Raw genomic sequence first — 20,781 nt, forward strand, 5'->3', positions numbered from 1 at the left:
CCTTTATTATATACCGCTCTATCCATAACCCATTGTTATCGCTTAGTGAAACGATAGGCTCTATCTCAGAAAATGCCGATTTGCGTCTGCGTGCAACAACCCATGGTAATGACGAAATAGCCCAAGCAGCACATCACTTTAATGCCATGATGGAGCGCATTCATGCCTTGGTAAATGATGTAACCAGTGCAACACTCACCCTTTCATCTGCTGCTGAGCAAATGAACTCAATTAGCGACCAAGTTGCAAGCACAGCCACAGAGCAAGAACATCAATCAGCAATGATTGCCACTGCCATTACACAGATGAGCAGTGCCATTGAGCAAGTGGCCGCAAATGCATTATCAACATCAGAAAAAGCCACTCACACTGATAAAACTGCTAAACAGGGTCAGCAGTCTGTGCAAGAAAATATCGACGCAATAAACCGTCTATCACATATCGTTAATGCGAATACTAAATTAATCAATGAGTTAAATACACAATCTACTGATATCAATCAAGTGGTAATGATGATCCAAGGCGTTGCAGAACAAACCAATTTACTCGCTTTAAATGCGGCCATTGAAGCAGCACGCGCTGGTGAGTCTGGTCGCGGTTTCGCAGTAGTAGCCGATGAAGTAAGGCAGCTTGCACACAACACGCAAAAAGCCACAGCCAGTATTAACGAAATGATCAGTAAACTACAAACAATGGCGCAGCAAGCCGTCACCGCCATGGGTAATGCCGACGAAAGTGCTAAACAAAGTGTTGAATACGCAGAGCGCTCATCACAATTACTGACTGAAATTACTCAAGAAATGACACTTATTGCCGATATGAACAACCAAGTATCCACCGCAACGGATGAGCAAACCACTGTTGCAAACGAACTAAGCTGTAATATTAATGAATTTAGTAGTAGCATTTCACTGGTTAGCGAAAGTTCGCAACAAAATGCGCAAGCCAGCCAAGAATTGGCTTCATTGGCTTCGCGTTTACAACAGCAGGTGCATGTTTTCAAAGTATAGTCGTATAAAACTGCGCTCAAAAAGCAGAGACTCGAAATAATGAACAGAGCAATACTGATATTACAAATGACGTTTGCTCTGTTGAGTCTACAGGCCTTAGCTCATGAACAAATCGTTATTCAGCTTGCTAAACCCAGCTATACCGATGCGGTAAAAAACCAGTATATTCACGATATTCTCGACAAAAGTTTTGCCGCAATGGATGTGGATGTTGTGCTGCTTTATAACGTTAAACCTATGAACGATAAAAGAATTATCGAACAGCTCAGCCATAATAAAACGATAACCTTAGCGTGGCTTTCTTTACCTCATAAGCAGCTTGATTCATTAGTCAGAACGACAATCCCACTCTATAAAGGGTTACACGGCAAGCGTTTGCTTATTATCCGTCATGAAGACCAAGAAAAGTTTAGCAATATTAAAAGCCTTGCTGAATTAACCCCCTTAGTTGGCCTGCAACAACAAAGTTGGTCAGATTATACCGTGCTGAAAAACAATGGTTTAACAGTTAATGGCGAGCTTGATTACCCAGGGATGATAAAAGCCCTTGAAACAGGGCTCGGTGATTACTTTCCACGCTCAGTACTGGCAATTGGCACCGAACTGAATAGACTAAAACAGTTCAATTTTGTCATTGCGCCAAACATTATGTTGCAATATCCCAGCGACTATTACTTTTACTTAAGCAAAGAGAATCAACACATTAGAGATATACTAGAACAAGGTATGCAAAAATTGCATCAATCAGGTGAACTTGAGAAGCTCTATTTGCAATACTTTGGTGATGTTGAAAAACAATTTTCTTTAAAGCAACGTCACATCATAACGCTAAAAAATAAGGAGTAAGCATGCTAAAAGCGCTGCTAATTATCATTATGACATTGGCGATTTTTGCTGCGGGCTTTATAGCTGGAGTGTACAGTTTACCTATTTTAACTGAACAACCAGCACCCGATATTGCTATTTTGAAGCAGCACCAAGGTCGATCGCAGTTTAGTGCAACGTTTAAGCCCAACCTCAAAGGCTCAGATCGCTTACATTATGGTGATGGCAAGGTGTATCTAACGAATGATGCTATTTCTATGCAGGGCACGTTATCACCTGGGCCTGACTATCAACTTTATCTATCGCGAAACTTTATTGATAACGAAGCCGATTTCTTAGCACAAAAAGGCACAATGCAGCGTATTGCGGGGGTACGTTCGTTCAATGGCTTTAAATTAGTTGTACCACAAGGTATCGATGTCAGTGATTACAATACAGTAGTTATTTGGTGTGAAAGTTTTGAGGAGTTTATTACTGCAGCGCAGTATCAATAGCTGTATTAATAAAAACAAAGCCGCCTTTGGAGAGGGCGGCTTTAAAGCGGCAGCTATGGGTGTGAGCTGCCTAATCAAGAGTCATTAAGCTGCATCTTCTGTGCTTTGAGTTTCATCGCTGTGGCGAATTAAGTAATCAAATGCACCTAAGCTTGCCGTTGCACCACTACCCATAGCAATAATGATTTGCTTAAACGGCGTTGTTGTTGCATCACCTGCCGCGTAAACACCCGGTAATGATGTTGCACCTTTGCTATCAATTTCGATTTCGCCAAAGCGAGTCAGTGATAACGCTGAATCTTTTAACCATTCAGTGTTTGGCACCAAGCCGATTTGCACAAAGATACCTGCAAGCTCAAGTGATTTTTCATCGCCAGAGATGCGGTCAATATAGCTTAAGCCTGTTACTCGTTTACCATCACCAACAACTTCGGTCGTTTGCGCGTTTTTGATAATAGTAATGTTGTTTAAGCTATTTGCTTTACGAATAAGTACTTCGTCAGCACGTAAAGTATCAGCAAATTCAAGAACGGTGACATGCTCAACAATGTTTGCAAGGTCAATTGCAGCTTCAATACCTGAGTTACCACCGCCGATTACTGCTACTGCTTTGCCTTTAAATAACGGACCATCACAGTGTGGACAGTAAGCAACGCCATGACCGCGATACTCTTTCTCCCCTGGCACATTCATTTCACGCCAGCGTGCACCGGTTGCTAATACCACTGATTTAGCATTTAAAACCGCGCCATTTTCTAGCGTGATTTGATAATTATCTTGCTTAGTAAGCGATGCCGCACGTTGGTTTTGCATAACATCAACGTCGTATTCTTTTACGTGCTCTTCAAGTTGTGCAACCAATTTAGGACCTTCGGTCGCTTTAACTGATATAAAGTTTTCAATTGCTAATGTGTCTGATACCTGACCACCAAAACGCTCTGCAACCACACCCGTATTTAAGCCTTTACGTGCTGAATAAATTGCCGCAGAAGCCCCTGCTGGGCCACCACCAACAACAAGTACATCGAATAGCTCTTTATCGTTCAGTGCTTCGGCTTGGCGTGCAGCCGCTTTTGTATCTACTTTATTTAAGATATCAGTCAGGTTTACAGCGCCTTGGCTGAATAACTCACCGTTTAAGTACACAGCTGGTACTGCTAACACATTACGCTCGTTCACTTCGTCTTGGAACAAGGCGCCATCAATCATAGTAGCCGTAATATTTTCATTGTGTGCCGCCATCAAGTTAAGTGCTTGCACTACTTGCGGACATGTTTGACAACTTAATGAAATATACACTTCAAAGTTAAGCGGCCCTGGTAATGATTTAATTTGTTCAATTTCAGTCTCTGATGCCTTACTTGGATGACCGCCTGTATGCAGTAGAGCAAGGATCAAGCTTGTGAATTCGTGGCCCATAGGCACACCCGCAAATGTGATTTGCGTATTGTTAATAGGTGAAGATACCACCATAGATGGACGACGCACATCTTGGCTAGGGTTATCTCGCACCGAGAATTTGTCACTTAACGAAGCTAAATCGTTTGCTAAGTTTTTAAGTTCTGTTGATTTATTGCTGTCATCCAAGGCGATAAGCAGCTCAACAGGGCTGGTAATAGAAGCAAAGTGGCTTGTTAATTGGTTTTTGATATTCGTATCTAACATGGCTTAGCCCTTGAGTTCAGAATAAATAATCTAGAAAAATTTTAAATATAACTGCCCACCACCCGCTAATGTGCTTAATGTGAGTTGTGATGGGCAATTAGGGTTGCATTGAGATAGCAAAGCCAAGCTTTGCTATCGTTTAATGCAGTGGCAAATTAGATTTTGCCAACTAGGTCTAGTGAAGGAGCAAGTGTCTCTTCACCTGGCTGCCATGATGCAGGACATACTTCACCGTCGTGGTTAGCAATGTACTGCGCAGCTTGTACTTTACGTACTAACTCTTTCGCGCTACGGCCGATACCTAAATCGTGAGTTTCGATTACTTTGATTTCGCCTTCAGGGTTCATTACGAATGTACCGCGAAGAGCAAGACCTTCGTCTTCAATCATCACACCGAAGTTACGAGTAATACGACCTGTCGGGTCACCAATCATTGGGAATTTGATTTTACCAATTGTGTCAGACGTATCGTGCCATGCTTTGTGAGTGAAGTGTGTGTCAGTAGATACTGAGTAAACTTCAACGCCCATTTCTTGAAGTTGCTCGTAGTAATCAGCAACATCACCTAGCTCTGTAGGACATACGAAAGTGAAATCTGCTGGGTAGAAGAAGAAGATTGACCACTTACCTAGCACGTCTTTTTCTGTTAGTTCTACAAAGTCACCGTTGTGGTAAGCTGTTGCATTGAATGGTTGTAGTTTTGTGTTAATTAATGAAGTGCTCATAGTATTCCTCATTGATGTATTTAAAAATGTTTAATTAACGCAGCCTTGCGTCTGCTTGATTAATACAATAGAGGTCTGAGCGATCAAAATAAAATTGATTGTTTAGATTAAATCGATTCGTTTTTTAGATTGAAAGAATGGAAATACCAAAAACTACAAAGCCCTCAATTACTTATGTAACAAAGGGCTTTCACTTCAGGGAACAAAATTACTTACTAAAACCGTATAAACTCTTTGGTTTAATGTAGTTAGGCTCAATTCCTTGCTCTTTTGCAGCTGCTAACATCACTTGCTCAATCCAACCTGCATCCATAATGTTCATATAGTTACCATCTGGGTCAAAGTTAATGTTAGACCCCATAACAACCATAAAGGTATCGGTCACTTCAGTGTTGTCTGCTGGTACTTGAAATTGATGAATCGAACCGCCTGGCTCAAACAAATAGCTACCAGCCACTTGTAAATCGTCTGGGTATTCTGTGTAGTGCCAGCTGCCCGCCAAGGTATATAAATGTACAACACCAGTATGAAAGTGCTTTGGCAAAACCGTACCTGGCTCAAATAAAACACGTAATACCCATACCCCATTCTCTGAATCCAGCATGAGTGGATAAATGTGTACCCCTGGTAAGGCGTTTTTAATCAGCTTTTCATCATTTGTATGAATAGTCAGTAAGAAATCTTGATGATTAATAATATCTGGTAATGCCATGTGTGTGCCCTCTTTTCTAAGTATTTGTAAAACGACTCATTGCTCCAGTTAATATATTGTTAAACTTTAATGACTTGTATTACTTTACTTTTCACGCAATTTTTTTTACTTTTTACGCCAGCGCACTAAAAAAGAGCACACTATGCCCCGTTTAACACAAGCACCTGATCTTATTAGAGTATCTGCTCTACACGGCTATATTGAACTGATCGAAAGTAAATTGGTGAACCCTGACGCACTATTATCGCGCGTTGGTTTAGACAGAAAACAATTACAAGATGCCAATAACTTTGTGCAGTATCAGCAACTCATTCAGCTTTTAGAACTCACCGCGAAAGAATTAAACCTGCCCTATTTCGGGCTAGAGTTAGGGCGGTGGCAAAGCTTAAATATCTTAGGATCTCTTGGTTATTTGATGGGTAATTGCGACACCCTTGAAATGGCACTAAAGAACTTAACTAAGTACTATCATGTACATCAAAATAGTGCTGATTTACTCCTTGAAGTAGACCAAGACTATATAAAGCTATCTTTTTTAGTTCGCACTAGCTTAAAGGTGAGTGTTTACCATGCTGCTGACTTAGCCTTAAGCGTTGGGGTCAATTTGTTAAAGCAGTTAACCGATGATCAAATAAAGCTGTCTCGTTTGGAGCTGCCCCATAGCTGCGATGACAACCAAAGTGTTTATCGCCAAGCGCTAGGCCAAATTCCAGTATTTAACTGTGCACAAACCGCAATTGTATTTGAGAGAAAATACCTAAAACTCCCTATTAAGAACTCAGATAAGCAATTGTTTTCTATACTTAGCCAGCAGCTTGGGCAGCTTCAAGACACAAAACGTGAAAACATTGCAGATCATGTTGAAGTACTGATCAAGCAATACTTACTCCACGAAGAGTTTGGCGTAAACCTCATAGCCGAAAAATTATCAATGAGTGCTCGTAGCTTGCAGCGTCACTTAACAAAGCATGACACAACCTTTCGTGAATTAGTTGATGATGTACGCTGTAATCTAGCACACCAATATTTAACAGAATCTAGCCTCAGTTTATCGAACATCTCAGATATCTTAAGCTTTTCTAATTACAGCGAGTTTACTCGCGCTTTTAAGCGCTGGTATGGCATTCCACCAAAAGATTATCGTAAGTCACACTCGAGCTAATGGCGTAAAAAGTTAAAAACGGGTCGTTTAAAGCTAAGTTTTCTGTTAACAATTTATATATATTGACAAGCTAGTTTCGCTAATTAGTGGTCGTGCAATGTTAAGAAGAGTGTTTATTACCGGTGCCAACAGTGGCATTGGGTTCGAATTGGCAAAGCAATATATTAGCCGTGGTGACGATGTTGCGTTATTCGATTTACATTTCAACGAACAAACAAAACAATCTTTAAGTGATCTTGCTGATGATTACCAATACATTGAGTATTTTGCTACACCTATCTGCGATAATGAAGCGCTGCAAACTCAAGTAAATAATGCAATCGCAGCGATAGGCAAACCAGATTTAGCCATTTTTAGCTGCAGTACCAATGAGCAACTAAGTAAAGAAAATAGTATTGATAGTATTGCTTGTCAGCACTTTGCAACACTAATAACGCCACACTTAAGCATGAACGGCCACCTAGCAATTACATCCCCCCTTATTGATGCAACTAAATTTACGCCAGAGCCAAACGCTTTGATTTTAGCCAAAAAGCTACGCAAGAAATTTAAGCCAAATAACATAAAAATCAGCTTAATTTGCGCAAGCAAAACATCTAAAGCCGTAACAAACCCAGCCAATACTGCACAACACATTTTGCGCAGCTTGGATAAACAAAAATTAATGGTGATCCTAGGCTTACAATCTAAACTAACCTATATCATGAGTCGTTACTTACCGAATTGGATAATGGGTTCTGTGATGGATCGCCTCATTAAACAACAATTAATAAGAACAACACGCTAAGGAATCCCCATGAACACACATGATAACCTCACGCAATTAATTGAACATACGTGTCAGACTTATGCCGACCTTCCTGCCTATAACAGTGCAGGTAAAACACTCAGCTATGCCCAAGTTGAACAACAGTCTCGCTATTTGGCACAGTGGTTTCAACAACAAAGTGGTCTTGTTGCTGGAGACAGGATAGCCATTCAACTACCTAATGTTGTTGATTACCCTATCGTTACCTATGCAGCAATTCGTGCAGGGTTAATCGTAGTCAATACCAACCCGCTTTATACTGCTCGTGAAATGCTACACCAGTTTAATGATGCAGATGTGAAAGCCATTGTTATTCTTGATGCTCTTACCGATAAATTAGCAACGGTTATCAATGATACATCGATCAAAACCGTTATTGTTGCAGCTGCTGTTGCTGAGCCGACATTGCAAGAGAGTCAATTTTCGTTAAACGAACTCATTCGCCAAGGTGAAAGACTCGCTCCTCTTGACGCTCATCAAGCAAGTCGTGACGATATTGCTGTTTTACAATACACCGGCGGTACCACAGGGGTTGCCAAAGCTGCGATGCTTAGTCATGGCAACATTTTAGCCAATGCCGAGCAAATGAATGAGCGCTTTGACGATATTTTAAAGCCAGGTCAAGAAACGGGTATTTGCCCGCTTCCGCTTTATCATATTTACGCCTTTACAGTGAATATGGTTGGCCTATTTGCCATGGGGCAGTTTAACGTACTGATCCCAAATCCTCGTGATTTAGATGCGTTAGTTAAGCAAATCGAACCATTTGAGATTAATTACTTTTCAGGGATTAACACCTTATTTATTGGCTTGTGTATGCACCCAGGGTTTAGGGCACTGAATTTTTCAAACCTAAAAATGACCGTCTCAGGGGGCGCAGCTTTAACACATGCTGCAGCTGATGCGTGGATGAACACCACAGGTTGTACAATCACAGAAGGCTATGGCTTATCAGAAACTTCGCCTGTTGCAACGTTAAACGACTTTAAAAAAGAAGAAATTGGTAGTATTGGTCGCCCACTCTCAAACACTACTGTGGAAATTTGGGATGAAAACGACGAGCCTGTTGCTGACGGTGAGTCTGGCGAAATTGTTGTTAAAGGCCCGCAAGTGATGATGGGTTATTGGCAACGCCAAGACGAAACCGACAAATGTATGAAGCGAGGTTTTTTCAAAACCGGTGATGTGGGTCTAAAACTACCAAGTGGTAATTACAAAATTGTAGACCGTTTAAAAGACATGATTATTGTTTCCGGCTTTAACGTGTACCCTAACGAAGTAGAAAACGTACTTTGTCAGCACCCAGCTATCTGCGAAGCAGCTGTTATTGGTGCAAAAGATGAAAAAACCGGTGAGCGTGTCTGTGCCTACATTACTTTAAAAGAGCAGATTGATGAGCAACAGGTGAGTGACTATTGCCGCGAAAACTTAAGTGCTTATAAAGTGCCTAAATCAATCATTTTTATGGAACAATTGCCTAAATCGACGGTTGGCAAAATTCTACGTCGAGAGTTACGCCAATAATAAAGCGATCGTTTTAGCCGCCTAACTGGTATAAAATAGTTATTAAATAAAGCATACCGTTAGGTATGCTTTTTAATTTAAGCGGTTTAAAGGTCATTATGGAAAAGTTTATTAATCACATTCAACTTGGTTACTTAGGTTTACTACCATTTTTAGGCTGCGTAGGTTGGCCACTTATTGCAGGAAGTAATGCCGTCAATTTAGACTTTTTCACTTTTTATAGCATCGCTATTTTAGCCTTTATGGCTGGTAACTTATGGCATGCAGGTCAGCAAACCCATGCTGATGCTATTAAAGCAATTGTTCCTATCTTACCGATTGGCTTTTTAAGCTTTTTACCAGCAACTTGGACACTGGCTTGGCTCGCAGCAAGTTTTTGGTTAGTGCTGTTATTTGAAAAAAGCTCACCGCAGTGGCAAACCTATCACGTTGATTATCAAAAAATGCGTTTTGTTTTAACGTCAGTGGTGTTTGTATGCCACATATTTGTAATTGGCATGAATATCTATCCTGAGTAGCCCTTTTCTTGCGTTTGCGGTAACATCCGCGGCTCAGTTTTTTAAGGACCTGCTATGATAGATCAACTGCGCGCTAAACTAGACCACCTTGGCGAAAATTACGTAGAAAAAAACGCTCACTTTAAAATAAAAGTGATCCCGTTTTTTTGTGCGATTCACATTAAAAAAGATCATAAAAACCAAGGCAATTTAAAGCTATATTCTAATCAGTTGATTGAAATATTTTTAGCTACCATGTTCTTGTTATTCGGCTTAATGCTTTTTGACACAGATGCGGGGTTTACCCATGGTCCTATTCATATCGTTATTGCCGTATTGATTAGTTTTAACTTAATCTTTAAGCAAATAGCCATTGAAGGGCTTAAAACTCGCTTAGCCCTTTGCCCTGAAATCGCGCAAGAAACAACGCCAGCACAAGGCAAATAGCAACATGTTTTTAGACCCTAGTTGGCGCATATTAACGGTTGGCGATGGTGATTTATCATTTTCACACTCTGTTGCTCATTATATAAAACCTGCCAAGCTTGTTGCTTCAACTTATGATGATGCAAACACCATAGAACAAAAATATGCCGACAATGCACTTAGCGCCTTGCAACAACTTAACATTGAAACACTCACCGAGTTTGATGTCACAAAGCCAGACTCGTGGCAGCGCTTAGATGGCGCCTGTTTCGATGTGGTTATTTTTCAATTTCCACTTATACCAGCGTTTAAAGGTGAAGCTGCATTTAAAGCACATACCCAACAAGGTGGTATGAATGTTTTAAACCGTGCTTTGTTGCATCGCTACCTAGACTACGCAAGCCAGTTCGCATTAGATAAAAACGGCCCGATGCTCTGCTACATCACCTCTAAAGATGTAAAACCATACCGCGAATGGAATATTGAAGGCAGCTTAAATCAAGGGCTGACTTGCCAATATCTAGGGCAAATGCCATTCGATATTAATTTATTCCCGGGCTATAAAATTCGAAATGTAGATCGCGATAAGCACGTTAAAGATACCAGCGGCATTACCTATGTATTTAGCGAAAAAACTGACAATGACATTACCGATAAGCTGACTTTACCTGCTTATTTAGGTGAAAAACACTGTGCATTATGCCGCGTAGGCCCTTATATGGCACAAGAAGATGAAGACAAACATTTGTTAAGCAAAAAACATAAACAAATGGAAAAGTTTGAACAGGATTGGCAAGCATGGCTTGCACAAAACAACGAGGAGTGACCATGAACTTTGTGATTGTAGGTACCAATTTTATAAGCGATACACTACTGAGTGCAGCTAAACAAATTGAACAATTCTCCTTATATGGTGTGTGCTCTCGAGAGCAGCAAACAGGCGAGGCTTTCCTTGCAAAGCACGATGCTCAAAAGGCTAAGGTGTTTACCAATATTGAGCATGTATGCGAAGACCCATTAGTCGATGCCGTCTACATTGCTGCGCCAAATAGCTTACACAAAGACTATGCTGTAATGTGTTTAAATGCCGGTAAACATGTTTTAGGTGAAAAGCCTTCGGCTGCTAATAGTAAAGAACTAGAGGCCATCATTCAGGCGGCCAAAACACATCAACGCTTATACATGGAAGCGATGATGACCACCCATTTACCAAACTTCGCACGCTTAAAAAATGCCATTGCAAAGATTGGCACACCCCGCAAATATATTGGTCAATATAGTCAGTACTCATCACGTTACGATAAATATAAAAATGGCGAGCGACCAAATACTTTCTTGCCAGAATTTGCTAACGGTGCATTAGTCGATTTAGGTATCTATCCGCTGTATATTTTACTCGGATTATGGGGCGCGCCTCAGAGTGTAAAAGCCAGTGGTGTGTTGCTAGAAACCGGCGTTGATGGAGCTGGCGATGTATTATTAAATTACGCTGATAAGCAAGCGGTGATCAGCTATTCGAAAATCTCGCAAGGCGATAACTTTACTGAGATCCAAGGTGAAAAAGGCCGTATTCGTATCGAAGCAGTCTCTTTATTAAAGCGTATGCAATTTATCGGTAATGATGGCACGGTTGAAGAGCTCTCTGAGCCATTTGATGAACACTTTATGCGCCATGAAGTAAGCCACTTTATTCAAGCTGCGAATGCCGGACAAATTGAGTCATCAGTTAATACTCATACACTGTCAAAACAAGTTATGGCGGTGCTCGATGAAGCACGAAGCCAACTTGGTGTTGTGTATCCCGCAGACCAATAAATGCATTATTCAAGGGCAGTGGACACTGCCCTTGTTATTTTTAGCCCCCTTCATACAAGCTTAAATGACGACCTCTAATTAACTTACTTGTAATTTTTATTGAAATTAGATTTTTGTACTATGGTTAATAATATTTACTTTCAATGAGAAGGGTAATATTTTGACTATTCGCTTTTTACTCAGAGCTGTTTTCGCAGTAACCATTACCCTTGCAGCAGGTCTACTCCTCATTATTCTATTTTTGCAATCAGGCCAAGATGAAAGTATGGAGTCGGCTCAACAGCGCTATGAGCTAAGTCACCTTGCTAAGTTTTCATCTTCAAATTCGATTCACCTTACAGAACTTGCTCGTCAACATGTTGTAACCTTAGATCCTCGCTATGAAGTTGAATACCACCAGCTTGTTGATCAAATTCAAGGTAAAGCAGCTTGGCTTAACGGCGAAAAGAAAAGTTATGAACAGCGTTTAAGAGCGTTTAATGTGGCTGCTGATGATTTAGCCCTGTTGCAAAAATCCAACGACTTATCACTCAAACTAGTTGAAACAGAAGAAAAAGCATTTAGCTTAGTCAGTGATTTACTTGGCCGTGATACAAATAACTTAACCGTAAGTGAGCATAAAAGATGGGTACAAGCTATCGAGCTTTTAACCAACGATGCTTACATGGCCGAAGTTGAGAAAATTCAGCAACCCGTAAAAGCGTTTTTAAGTTCAATCGAGGAAAAAAGTGCGGCTGAAGTTAAAAGCAATCACGACCATGTGGTCACCCTAAGTTTAATTAGCACAGCTTTAGTCCTGACTATTATTGCTACCTTGATATTGTGTTACTGGCAATTAGAGAAAAAAGTGATTAAAGCAACCCATGCCTTAATTGATGAAGCTAAGCGTATCTCTGAAGGTGATTTATCTTGCTATATTGATCACAAAGCTGATGACGAAATAGGCCAACTTGCGAGCAGCTTTAATATTATGGTTGATAAGCTATCTCAGCTTTTAAAAGAAATACACAATCAATCAGAGCAAGCGCAAGTGGCAGCAAAAAGCCTAGATGAAATTTCACAGCAAGCTAAAACGCTCAATGATATTCAAAGCCAAGCGATTGAGGTGATTTCAAGCTCAGTCTATGAAAACTCAACGGCCGTTAAAGAAGTCTCTCAAAACTGTGCAGAAGCGGCAAGCAGTGCCACCGCAGCTAATCAGAAAACCCAAGAAGGTCTACAGGTTGTACAACAAGGAGTTAGCTCTGTTGAGTCAGTGGCCGATACACTCACCAAATCACTAACAGACCTTAACCAACTCGAGGCCTCAGTGAATGAAGTCACGGTTATTTTAAGTGTTATCAGTAACATTGCTGAACAAACTAATTTATTGGCACTCAATGCCGCAATCGAAGCTGCGAGAGCAGGTGAACAAGGCCGAGGTTTTGCTGTTGTTGCTGATGAGGTAAGAACTTTGGCTAGTCGTACGCAAAGTTCTACTCTTGAGATCCAAGATAAAATTGACTCATTACAATCGGCAACCAATGCTGTGACGCAGAGGATACGCTCAAGCGATAATCAAATTAAAGAGGCAGTAATCAATTCTGAAAAAGTGGGCCATATGCTTGATGAAATTAGCGTGCAAGCAAAAGCTATTTCTGATGCCAATATGACCATAGCTTCTGCATCTGAGCAGCAATCTCAAGTGACCGAAGAAATCGCCCAGCGCTTAAACGAAGTACAAGATACCAGTCGAAAGTCGCAGCAACAAACGCAAAGCATTTCGGACTCATCGAGTAAGCTGGCTAACTTGGCGAATAACTTAAACGGGCAAATTAATCGCTTTAAATTAAGCTAGTCGCTGATCAAGCTCAGCGACTAGCGATTAGTTTAAAATCGGTAAGTAACAGATGCACCGATAGTTTGCGGGTTAACCACTGCCACATAGCCTTGTGGGTAACGACCACTGACAGGTTCTTGTGAGGTATATGCTTCTTCATCTAAGGCGTTGTTGATGAAGGCACTTATCAACCATTGTTCAGTATCATAAGTCATCGATAAACGCGTAATAGTGTAATCACCCGCAACACGCTCTTCTGTGTTTGTTAAGTCGCCATAAAACTCATCAACATAATTGGCGCTTAAATTCACTTTTAGACTATCGGTAAACCAATGCGACAGACCTAAACTTGCCGTTAACTCCGGTGCAGAGTTTAAATCATTGCCTACGGCATCAGGAAAGGCTGATGATTCATCAATTTTAGTTTTCAATAAACCGAAACCGCCATGTAACTGCCACTGATCGCCCAGCATGCTGTAAGCTTCAACTTCTAAACCATAGCTATGAGCATCTTCAATATTAGTGATTTTACGCTCAGAGCTTAGCGCTTGATAACCGTTGAAGTTATTGTAAAACACATTGGCACTGATATTCATGTCGCCATTATTTAAAACGCTGCGCGAACCTACTTCATAGGTATTAACGGTTTCTTCGTCGTAATAATAATAATCTTCAGCGGTAAAATCGAGTGCGCCACCACCCGCGTTGTAGCCACGACGTGCACTGGCAAATAAAGTCGTTTCGTCACTAATATCATATTGAATCGCGAGCTTTGGTAAACGTAGTGTGTGTGAATTATCAAGTTGCTCAACGAGCATATCACCACGAAATGCCATATTAAAATTACGTAATTGCTCTTCACGCTCAATACGCAGACCCGCTGTTAATGTTAATTCGCGGCTTAGGTTAAAGCTTGTTTCACCATAAACAGCGGTCGATTTACTGCTATCGTCGCCGTAATAGTTGGTTGCACCGACACTTTCAAAGTCTTGGTCGCGGTCAAAATAAGCAAGACCAACAAAGCCTGAGTAAAAATCATTGCTTAAACCAAAGTTAAGTTTGGAATCTACAGTGATATTACTCTCATCCATTGATACGTCAGATTCTGCGCTTTCAAGTGGCTCGTATGCTTCAAAGCCCCATTTGTAATCCATGTAAGCAACTAAAACATCTAACGAAAAATCATCGTTAATTTTGTAATCAACATTCACTTGCGTGGTGTCAGATTCAGTATCCATAATACGTTGATATAGCGGCTCATAATCAAATGGCTCATCCGCTAAAAAGTACTTACGACCCGAATTACCTTCTTCACTGTAAGTTGAATAAGTTAGCTGTACAGCAAGATCTTTGCTTGGTGTGTAAAGTAATTTAGCGCGCGTGCTGCTGGTATTTAACTTGTTTAATTCACGATCAGTGGGGTTTGTTTCGTATACTGGCGGATTTGAAAATGTTTCGCCATCAACGTACTGAGTAGATAAACGAAATGCTAATACATCTTCAACTAACGCCCCTGATACCACCGCGGCAGTATCTAGGTAGCTATCTTGGCTGCGATAACCAACGCGCACTGCCCCTTCAAATTCTTGAGTAGGTGCTTTGGTTGTCATGTAAACAGCACCCGCAATACTATTACGACCATTACTGGTTGATTGCGGCCCGCGGTAAACCTCAATTTGTTCTACATCCCACAGACCCGTATCACCGGTTAAATCGGCTACAAACGGTTGGCTTACACCATCGATTAAGGTTGAAACACGAGCCTTTGAGCCACCACTAAATGAGTTAAAACCCGTTGCACCACCATTACCAGACACGCCTCGCATATCAGGCACCGAGCCCGTTAAGACAACAACGTTCGCCATTTCTGACAGTGCTTCAGATATCGAAGCAAGTTGACCGTTTTCTAGTAAAGACTTATCAACAACCGCCACTGACGACATGGTCTCTTTAAGTGACTTCTCTGTTTTTTCACCTGTAACAACAATGGTATCCATGGATTTTCGACTGTTTTGGTCGTCGTCAGCCCATGCTGAGCCTTGCGTAACAAGTAATGATGCAAGCATAACTTTGGTGAGTGAATTAAGTTTAAATGCAGTAGCCAATGTCCTTTCCCCGTAAGAGATTATTAGAATTAAACAAATTGAGTTTGATAGAAAAGCGCTAGGAAATTAACACAAGATCAATGATATTGCAATTGAGTTTAGTTATCATTTACAATAAGATTTAACATCAACTACAACTATAATCTTATGCTCATTTTTACCGTTACCCTGCTTGTCGTTTTCGCTGTCAGTATTTTCTACTGCACCAGAAAGCAGCAGCGATTCTTAAAAAAACCAATCAAAAAACAATGGCGATTACTTTCAATTACGTTAACCGTTTGCGCACTAATACTTGCCCTTCAACAGTTTTCAACCACGGCAACCGTGTTCTTCATCATCTTTAGCATCATGCTAATGTTGATGCTGATCCCTTTTGTTAGCCTGCTGCAAAGAAAAGGATAATTCATGACGAGCTCATCTAAACGCCAGCCGACTTGGTTAGGAAAAACCCTAGCAGGTATATTTTTAGGGCTGGCACTCTCATTTATTTTCGTTGCTTTTTTTGCATGGTATGGCCCAGGAGGCATTGATGCTCGCGATAAAGTGCAATTTAACATGTGGATGATCACGCCTGTTTGGCTAACCATTTTTAGTTTTAGTTATTTATTCAATTCAGCAAAGCAAGCGTGGCTTGTGCTTGGCAGCTTAACTGTGCTGCTTTATGGCGTGTTTTTTATGCTAAGGAGTGCATCATGAAAGTAAAATCGGATATTCTTCGCACCTATCAAGGTGTACACACATGGACAGGCATCATTGCAGGTTTAGTGCTGTTTATTGGTTTTTATGCGGGCAGTTTGACCATGTTCAAACACGAAATACAGCAATGGGCAGCACCTATTCAAGCCCCTAAAATCACCAGCTCTAATTATGACTACCAAACGCTGCTAGATACTGCGATTAATGAGCGAGGCGAGCAACTTGCCAAAGGCTTTAACCTTGATTTACATACCCAAGATGCACCTCTTTCGTGGTATATCAAAGGCAATGCCCGAGGCATGGAGCTTGATAAACAACTTAACTTCGCACACCTAAATGCTGATGGCACATTAAACGTCAGCGCACAAACCGAAAACGAACTTGCCGATTTAATTGATTATTTACACCGTACAGCAGGCTTTATAGGCGAAATTGGCCATGACCAATCTGGTGTTTATATTCTTGGCATTGCCTGTGTTTTGTACTTTTTAGCTTTGGTCTCTGGGGTAATTATTTTACTGCCGACATTAGTTAAAACCTTTTTTGCACTGCGTAAAGAAAAAGGGCCTAGTCGATTCTGGCTCGATAGCCATAACCTTATCGGTATCGCCAGTTTACCATTTCACTTAGTCATTGCATTTACTGTGGTAGTGTTTGCGTTTCATGATTTTATTTATGGTGGTTTAGCGCAATTTTATGATGGTAAGCCATTGTTTCAGCGCCCTACACCTGCCGCGCAAAGTTTTCATATTGAGAACTTACCACGTATTGATGAGCAATTACTCGCAGCGAAAAGCTATGCCCCCGGCTATGAGCCAATCCACATTCGCTATAGTAATTTAAATTCAGCATCACCTTCTGCGGTGTTTATGATGAGTAACAATAATGCGGTAGTACGTGGCCCGGATACCGATTACTTATTTATGAACCCATACACGCTAGAAGTGGTTAACTCAAGCTACCCGCAAGGCGAAGATGCGGTGTGGGGTAACATGGTTGCCAGTATTTTCTCACTCCATTTTGGTACCTATGGTGGAGATTGGGGTCGTTGGGGCTACTTTATTATGGGGTTACTAGGCGCCTTCTTATTCTATTCAGGTAACTTATTATGGATAGATAAACGCTTTAAAAGAGATCCCAATAAACGCAGTACCTTGTTTATGGCTAGGCTCACTATTGGTGTTTGTTTAGGGTCTATGATAGCTGTCGCTTTCACACTCGTTGCTGCAAAATGGCTACCTACTCTTGTGAGCAACACAAACTACGCAACCCTATACAGTTATTACGCAGCTTTTTTTGTTTTTGTGATATATAGCTTCTTAAACCCTGTACAAAAGGCAACCACTGCTGGTTTTTACATACTAGCGAGCCTGTGTGCGTTAATGGTGTTATCTACACTTTTAAAACTTGCCTCAAGTGACGTTAACACTCTCTTTTACTCAAGTTATATGGTCGACATTGTCGCTGCTGTATTTGCTGCTATTTTCTTTAAAATGGCCAAACGCCAGCAACAAAAACAGACCACGCAAAACATCATGCCAGCCTTTGAACAAGCAAGTCGAGCTTAAGCATTCTGAGTATGGGTATCAAAGCAATTTGATACCCATAATTTTGCTTTATCGAAAATCTGTGTCCGTTTAACGAAAAACATTTCTTCTCCAATAAAACATCAGTAGAATCGCCGCAAACTTGAGCTATTAACTTTCATAAGGACAGTGATGCAGCGCACCATTCCCCCGTTTTTTATTGCTGTTATTTGCGTGCTCCTCGCAATGGTTACCATTCAATCTGGAGCCTCTGTTGCAAAGCAATTATTCCCTTTAATTGGCCCTGAAGGCACCACAGCACTGCGCTTAGGCTTTTCAGCAGCTATTTTGTGCCTTGTGTTTAAACCTTGGCGCGCATTTCCGCCTATAGGGCAACGTATGCCTATCATCATTTATGGCTTGAGTTTAGGTGGCATGAATATTCTGTTTTATTACGCGATTGAACGTATTCCTTTAGGAATAGGTGTAGCGCTAGAGTTTACTGGCCCCCTTGCGGTTGCTCTGCTTTCGTCACGTAAAAAACGCGACCTATTTTGGGTAGCCTGCGCCATTGCTGGCATAATTTTATTGCTCCCAGATATGAAAGGCGAAGACAGCCTTGACCCTGTAGGTGTTATTTTAGCCCTTGCGGCGGGAGCGTGTTGGGCGTTTTATATATTGTTTGGCAAAAAGACCGGAAACCAAGGCTCAGGCGGAATGACCGTTGCCATGGGTATGAGCGTCGCCGCGATTGTACTTGTGCCTTACGGCGCAGCTTCTCAAGGCGCTGCATTATTAAGTTGGGAAGTATTACCGCTCGGTATTTTAGTCGCAGTCATGTCAAGTGCACTGCCCTATACTTTAGAAATGGTGGCACTACGTAATATGCCAGCGCAAGGCTTTAGCATTATGATGAGCCTAGAGCCGGCGATTGCAGCACTGGCTGGCTTTATAATTCTCTCTGAGTTTTTGAGCGTGTGGCAGTGGCTAGCTATTTTATTAGTGATTACCGCCTCGGTTGGCAGCTCGATGTCGAGTAATTCAGAAGATCAGAAAAATCAGAAAAACAGCTGATTTAACATTTTAAATGCTTTTTTTAATACTTAAAGACTAAATTTTAGACTCAAAAACAGCTTTTATCGGCATTCGTAAAGTGAGGGTTCTCACTATAATGCTCACTATTAATACAAAGTGGTCTTATCTCTTTGTGTCGGAATAAACCTAATAGTGGGATTTACTTATGTCGATAAAAACTAACTTGTTACTTTCAAGCCTTGCAGTTGCAAGTGCATTAGCTACATCAAATGCTGTTGCAGCTAGCTGTCAGGGCGAAATCTTTGCAATGAACTCTGGCCGTGGTGAAACCGGTGTTGTATTTAGCCTTGACGAGCAAAACAAGTCGGCTACGGCACATTCAATCGCTCAGTTTAGCTCTGCAGCGATTGCCTATGATGCTTCAACAAATCGTACTTATTATACTTCTTCACCTATTCCGCTACAGTACAAAGTTGATGTTAGTCACCTTGATGTCAGTGATGAGGAGTATTCACACCTACCTATTCGTGCCGATAAATTCAAATATAGTCGCTTAGCCTATTTAGATCATGCAACAGGTGAACATGTTGTGGTTGGTACTACTAAATCTGTAATTGGTATGACCTATGATGCAAGCTCTGATTCACTACTTGCAGTTAGTTTTACCAAGCTATACAGCATTGATAAAAACACTGGCGAAGCAAATGTACTTGCAGATTTTAGCGACATTGATGGCTTAAGCCGCGCTGATTTAGTCGTTAAAAATGGCGAGCTTTTGCTAATAACCACAACCTCAGTTTACAGTATTGACCGCACAAGCTTTGCGGCTACCGAGCTTTCAAAACATGAGCTAATCGCGGTAGGCGGTGCGACAGTTAATAACAATGGCGACCTTGTGATCAGCCGCTCTGTCATCAATGACCATGGCGATAAAAACGAATCTAAGCTTTACCGTTTAGATCCGTACTCAGGCGAAACCTGCCTTGTAGCAACACTACCAGTTCGCATTAACGACTTAACGACCAATACGCAAAATGCTGTAGCATGTGATGTAGAGCCTAGCTGCTCATTACCGAGTGAACAAATCCCTTACTATTCAGAAGCAGTGATTAAACAGCTAGATAGCAACTGGAAAAGTTATGACTTTGGTGATCAAGAATTTACCGCACCAGCTGTATTTACCTCTGCGCCAACATTTAATGGTAAACACGGTGGTACAAACCGTTTAACTGACGTATCACCAGCGGGATATTCTGTATCTTTCCAAGAGTGGCAATATCTGCAAGACGGCCAAGGTCACCCTAATATTGAGTCGTTTGACTTCTTAACAATGGACGAAGGTCGCTACACAATGAGCGATGGCACTATCGTTGAAATTGGCAGCTTTATTTTAAACGATACTAAAGCTTATAAAGCGGTAGAATTTAGCGAAGCATTTACAGCAAAACCACATATATTCTTGCAAACACAAACTTTTAATGGCCCTCATACAGTTTATACGCGCGTTGCAGGCTTAAATAATGCAGGTTTTAGTGCCGCATTTTTTGAACAAGATACTTTAAATGAAGGCCACCGTAATGAACGTGTTGCTTACTTTGCGATTCTTCCTGGCTCAGGTACGACCGGTACTCTTGAGACTCGCGCAGGTAACAAACAATATAGCTTGTATCAAGCCGGTATTAACCATGAGGGAGCTCAAATTGGTGAGCACTTCTATTTCTTACAAGAAGATAAGTCTTTAGATTCTGAAGTGGTTCATGCTAAAGAACAGGTACAAGTAATGGATATAGAGGAAGTGAGCCTTGCTCAATCTATTACAACCAGAGGTCCAGATAACTTTAGTATCCGCAGAAAATAAATACTCCTAAATCTAGGCGCCTCAGGGCGCCTTTTTCATACCCAATTAGTAAACTCGCCTTTTCATATACACAGAACTC

Annotated in this window: 19 protein-coding genes; 15 read left to right on the forward strand and 4 right to left on the reverse strand. The window is 41.1% G+C overall.

The annotated features are described in order from the left end of the window. From L1D51_RS13315 to L1D51_RS13325, 3 genes are all read left to right on the forward strand, one after another. On the forward strand, nt 1-1,010 hold a 1,010-nt coding region (locus L1D51_RS13315; protein ID WP_239963870.1), incomplete at its 5' end, for a methyl-accepting chemotaxis protein. Between the two features lie 39 nt (nt 1,011-1,049). Beyond that, nucleotides 1,050-1,856, forward strand: coding sequence for a substrate-binding periplasmic protein (locus L1D51_RS13320; protein ID WP_239963871.1), 807 nt, complete (start codon nt 1,050-1,052; stop codon nt 1,854-1,856). Between the two features lie 2 nt (nt 1,857-1,858). Continuing rightward, nucleotides 1,859-2,329, forward strand: a complete 471-nt coding sequence (locus L1D51_RS13325; protein ID WP_055198773.1) for a DM13 domain-containing protein — start codon at nt 1,859-1,861, stop codon at nt 2,327-2,329. A gap of 84 nt (nt 2,330-2,413) precedes the next feature. Here the strand turns inward: L1D51_RS13325 and ahpF are convergent, their stop codons facing one another. The 3 genes from ahpF to L1D51_RS13340 form a co-directional block, all read right to left on the reverse strand. Then, a complete protein-coding gene (gene ahpF / locus L1D51_RS13330) occupies nt 2,414-3,994 on the reverse strand; it encodes an alkyl hydroperoxide reductase subunit F (protein ID WP_055198772.1) in 1,581 nt (526 codons plus the stop codon). 155 nt (nt 3,995-4,149) lie between these two features. Continuing rightward, nucleotides 4,150-4,719 carry an alkyl hydroperoxide reductase subunit C gene (gene ahpC, locus L1D51_RS13335; RefSeq protein ID WP_054553958.1) on the reverse strand — a complete coding sequence of 190 codons (570 nt, stop codon included), beginning with the start codon at nt 4,717-4,719 and terminating at the stop codon, nt 4,150-4,152. Between the two features lie 208 nt (nt 4,720-4,927). Then, nucleotides 4,928-5,431, reverse strand: coding sequence for a 2,4'-dihydroxyacetophenone dioxygenase family protein (locus tag L1D51_RS13340; RefSeq protein ID WP_054562481.1), 504 nt, complete (start codon nt 5,429-5,431; stop codon nt 4,928-4,930). A gap of 142 nt (nt 5,432-5,573) precedes the next feature. Between L1D51_RS13340 and L1D51_RS13345 the strand changes: the two genes are divergently transcribed. The 8 genes from L1D51_RS13345 to L1D51_RS13380 all read left to right on the forward strand — a co-directional run bounded on the left by L1D51_RS13345 (nt 5,574) and on the right by L1D51_RS13380 (nt 13,500). Further along, on the forward strand, nt 5,574-6,593 hold the full coding sequence (locus L1D51_RS13345; RefSeq protein WP_239963872.1) for an AraC family transcriptional regulator: 1,020 nt from the start codon (nt 5,574-5,576) through the stop codon (nt 6,591-6,593). A 97-nt stretch (nt 6,594-6,690) separates the two neighbouring features. Further along, nucleotides 6,691-7,380 carry an SDR family NAD(P)-dependent oxidoreductase gene (locus L1D51_RS13350; protein WP_239963873.1) on the forward strand — a complete coding sequence of 230 codons (690 nt, stop codon included), beginning with the start codon at nt 6,691-6,693 and terminating at the stop codon, nt 7,378-7,380. A gap of 9 nt (nt 7,381-7,389) precedes the next feature. Beyond that, entirely contained in the window at nt 7,390-8,925 is a 1,536-nt protein-coding gene (locus L1D51_RS13355) for an AMP-binding protein (RefSeq protein ID WP_239963874.1), read from the forward strand. Between the two features lie 98 nt (nt 8,926-9,023). Continuing rightward, nucleotides 9,024-9,443 carry a DUF3429 domain-containing protein gene (locus L1D51_RS13360; RefSeq protein ID WP_055197269.1) on the forward strand — a complete coding sequence of 140 codons (420 nt, stop codon included), beginning with the start codon at nt 9,024-9,026 and terminating at the stop codon, nt 9,441-9,443. A gap of 54 nt (nt 9,444-9,497) precedes the next feature. Then, on the forward strand, nt 9,498-9,869 hold the full coding sequence (locus tag L1D51_RS13365; protein WP_054562486.1) for a hypothetical protein: 372 nt from the start codon (nt 9,498-9,500) through the stop codon (nt 9,867-9,869). Nucleotides 9,870-9,873: 4 nt separating this feature from the next. Further along, complete coding sequence (locus L1D51_RS13370) at nt 9,874-10,674, forward strand: class I SAM-dependent methyltransferase (protein ID WP_239963875.1); 801 nt, start codon at nt 9,874-9,876, stop codon at nt 10,672-10,674. Nucleotides 10,675-10,676: 2 nt separating this feature from the next. Next, entirely contained in the window at nt 10,677-11,663 is a 987-nt protein-coding gene (locus L1D51_RS13375; protein WP_239963876.1) for a Gfo/Idh/MocA family protein, read from the forward strand. Nucleotides 11,664-11,823: 160 nt separating this feature from the next. Then, entirely contained in the window at nt 11,824-13,500 is a 1,677-nt protein-coding gene (locus L1D51_RS13380) for a methyl-accepting chemotaxis protein (RefSeq protein WP_275669179.1), read from the forward strand. Between the two features lie 32 nt (nt 13,501-13,532). On the opposite strand, the gene L1D51_RS13385 is transcribed toward L1D51_RS13380, so the two are convergent. Next, on the reverse strand, nt 13,533-15,548 hold the full coding sequence (locus L1D51_RS13385; RefSeq protein WP_239963882.1) for a TonB-dependent receptor: 2,016 nt from the start codon (nt 15,546-15,548) through the stop codon (nt 13,533-13,535). Nucleotides 15,549-15,992: 444 nt separating this feature from the next. Here L1D51_RS13385 and L1D51_RS13390 point away from each other — a divergent pair, with 444 nt between their 5' ends. The 4 genes from L1D51_RS13390 (at nt 15,993) to L1D51_RS13405 (ending at nt 20,702) form a co-directional block, all read left to right on the forward strand. After that, nucleotides 15,993-16,283, forward strand: a complete 291-nt coding sequence (locus tag L1D51_RS13390; protein ID WP_239963877.1) for a hypothetical protein — start codon at nt 15,993-15,995, stop codon at nt 16,281-16,283. Beyond that, nucleotides 16,280-17,851, forward strand: coding sequence for a PepSY-associated TM helix domain-containing protein (locus L1D51_RS13395; RefSeq protein WP_239963878.1), 1,572 nt, complete (start codon nt 16,280-16,282; stop codon nt 17,849-17,851). The genes L1D51_RS13390 and L1D51_RS13395 overlap by 4 nt, the downstream gene beginning before the upstream one ends. Nucleotides 17,852-18,001: 150 nt before the next feature. Next, on the forward strand, nt 18,002-18,883 hold the full coding sequence (locus tag L1D51_RS13400) for an EamA family transporter (protein WP_239963879.1): 882 nt from the start codon (nt 18,002-18,004) through the stop codon (nt 18,881-18,883). Nucleotides 18,884-19,049: 166 nt separating this feature from the next. Next, nucleotides 19,050-20,702: a hypothetical protein gene (locus tag L1D51_RS13405; protein ID WP_239963880.1), complete on the forward strand. Its 1,653-nt coding sequence runs from the start codon at nt 19,050-19,052 to the stop codon at nt 20,700-20,702. Nucleotides 20,703-20,781: the final 79 nt, after the last annotated feature.

Origin of the sequence: Pseudoalteromonas shioyasakiensis (assembly GCF_022398475.1) — a bacterium.
GTDB lineage: Bacteria > Pseudomonadota > Gammaproteobacteria > Enterobacterales > Alteromonadaceae > Pseudoalteromonas.

Bases quoted from the DNA above. Each gene is read 5' to 3' on its own strand.
- L1D51_RS13320 (WP_239963871.1), top strand. From the start codon at position 1,050: ATGAACAGAGCAATACTGATATTACAAATGACGTTTGCTCTGTTGAGT.
- L1D51_RS13325 (WP_055198773.1), top strand. From the start codon at position 1,859: ATGCTAAAAGCGCTGCTAATTATCATTATGACATTGGCGATTTTTGCT.
- ahpF (WP_055198772.1), bottom strand. From the start codon at position 3,994: ATGTTAGATACGAATATCAAAAACCAATTAACAAGCCACTTTGCTTCT.
- ahpC (WP_054553958.1), bottom strand. From the start codon at position 4,719: ATGAGCACTTCATTAATTAACACAAAACTACAACCATTCAATGCAACA.
- L1D51_RS13340 (WP_054562481.1), bottom strand. From the start codon at position 5,431: ATGGCATTACCAGATATTATTAATCATCAAGATTTCTTACTGACTATT.
- L1D51_RS13345 (WP_239963872.1), top strand. From the start codon at position 5,574: ATGCCCCGTTTAACACAAGCACCTGATCTTATTAGAGTATCTGCTCTA.
- L1D51_RS13350 (WP_239963873.1), top strand. From the start codon at position 6,691: ATGTTAAGAAGAGTGTTTATTACCGGTGCCAACAGTGGCATTGGGTTC.
- L1D51_RS13355 (WP_239963874.1), top strand. From the start codon at position 7,390: ATGAACACACATGATAACCTCACGCAATTAATTGAACATACGTGTCAG.
- L1D51_RS13360 (WP_055197269.1), top strand. From the start codon at position 9,024: ATGGAAAAGTTTATTAATCACATTCAACTTGGTTACTTAGGTTTACTA.
- L1D51_RS13365 (WP_054562486.1), top strand. From the start codon at position 9,498: ATGATAGATCAACTGCGCGCTAAACTAGACCACCTTGGCGAAAATTAC.
- L1D51_RS13370 (WP_239963875.1), top strand. From the start codon at position 9,874: ATGTTTTTAGACCCTAGTTGGCGCATATTAACGGTTGGCGATGGTGAT.
- L1D51_RS13375 (WP_239963876.1), top strand. From the start codon at position 10,677: ATGAACTTTGTGATTGTAGGTACCAATTTTATAAGCGATACACTACTG.
- L1D51_RS13385 (WP_239963882.1), bottom strand. From the start codon at position 15,548: ATGCTTGCATCATTACTTGTTACGCAAGGCTCAGCATGGGCTGACGAC.
- L1D51_RS13390 (WP_239963877.1), top strand. From the start codon at position 15,993: ATGACGAGCTCATCTAAACGCCAGCCGACTTGGTTAGGAAAAACCCTA.
- L1D51_RS13395 (WP_239963878.1), top strand. From the start codon at position 16,280: ATGAAAGTAAAATCGGATATTCTTCGCACCTATCAAGGTGTACACACA.
- L1D51_RS13400 (WP_239963879.1), top strand. From the start codon at position 18,002: ATGCAGCGCACCATTCCCCCGTTTTTTATTGCTGTTATTTGCGTGCTC.
- L1D51_RS13405 (WP_239963880.1), top strand. From the start codon at position 19,050: ATGTCGATAAAAACTAACTTGTTACTTTCAAGCCTTGCAGTTGCAAGT.